The organism is Pseudomonas sp. SH10-3B, from assembly GCF_019891415.1.
Lineage (GTDB): Bacteria > Pseudomonadota > Gammaproteobacteria > Pseudomonadales > Pseudomonadaceae > Aquipseudomonas.
Genome location: NZ_JAFLXD010000113.1, coordinates 1 through 1243, shown reverse-complemented (window position 1 = coordinate 1243; position 1243 = coordinate 1). Strand labels below are relative to the sequence as shown.

Below are 1243 nucleotides of genomic sequence, written 5' to 3'. Positions count from 1 at the left end.
TGATCTGGTCAAGTAATCTTGGACACCGATTAAGGTTCACGCCGCCAACCTTTCCTCCGCAATTGGCGACCGATAGTCGTTGTAGCTGTGAGGCCTGCTGATGTTGTAGCGCGAGATATAGCGCTGCACGTCTGCTCGGGCCTCAAACTCCAGTTTGTAGCCTGCCTCAGGCACCCACTCTGATTTCAAACTGCCGAAGAAACGCTCCATCGGGGCGTTGTCCCAGCACTCGCCTTTACGGCTCATACTTTGCCTAAGTCCATGTTTCAGCAGTTCGTTTCGGAATTTATGACTGGTGTACTGACAACCTTGGTCTGAATGAAACAGCACATCCTGGGGACGGCCACGTAACTCTACCGCCATGCGTAGCGCCTCACAGGCCAGATTGGCATCAGAAATCATCGAGAACGACCAACCCACGATCCTGCGAGCGTACAGATCCAGAACCGCAGCGAAATACATCCACCGCTTGCCGACCTTGATGTAGGTCACGTCGCCACACCACACCTGATTAACCGCCCTCACATCAAATTTTCGTTTGAGCATATGCGGCGCTACCAATGCCTCCACGCCCGGTGACGTGTACTTATGGCGTCTGCGCTGACGACTCGCGATGCCAGCTTCGCGCATCAAACTGCGAGCCATATAGCGTCCGATACGATGCCCTTTGGCTTGCAGCTCCTTGGACAAGGTACGTGCGCCCGCCGACTCTCTCGACGCCTTGTGGTGCATAACCAGCGCGGCTTTGAGCTTTTCCCGCTCGGGATTTGCTCTGCCCTGGCGTTGGCGCCAGGCGTAGAAGCTGCTGCGGTTTACTCCGAACGCCCTACAACACCTTTTAACGCCGTACTGCTCGTCCAGCTCATCGATCAACGTGAATGATCTTTGGCGTCCAAAAGCAGGAGAGCACTGGCCTTTTTTAGGATTTCGATGTCCAGGTCTTTCTCCCTGAGCAGGGCTTTGAGTCTCTGGATTTCTCGTTGATCAGCAGTAATCGCCTTAGCCCCCACCGGAGTCGATCCCAAGCGTTCTTTTTGCACTTGATCAATCCAGCGGCGCAGAGCCGTAGGGCCTATATCCAGGCTGGCACAGACCTCGGTAACCGGCTGGCCTTCGTCCAGCACCATGCTGGCAGCCTTGAGCTTGAACTCACTCGAATAAGATTTACGCATAACCAAACACCTCAGATTTGGGCGCTATCATAGCGCCCGATTGAAGTGTCCAAAATCATTAGGCCAGTTCA

Annotated in this window: 1 pseudogene; it reads right to left on the bottom strand. The window is 54.4% G+C overall.

Going from position 1 to position 1243, the window contains the following annotated elements:
- Positions 1-36: 36 nt before the first annotated feature.
- Positions 37-1172, bottom strand: a pseudogene (locus J1G35_RS30570) (IS3 family transposase).
- Positions 1173-1243 lie beyond the last annotated feature (71 nt).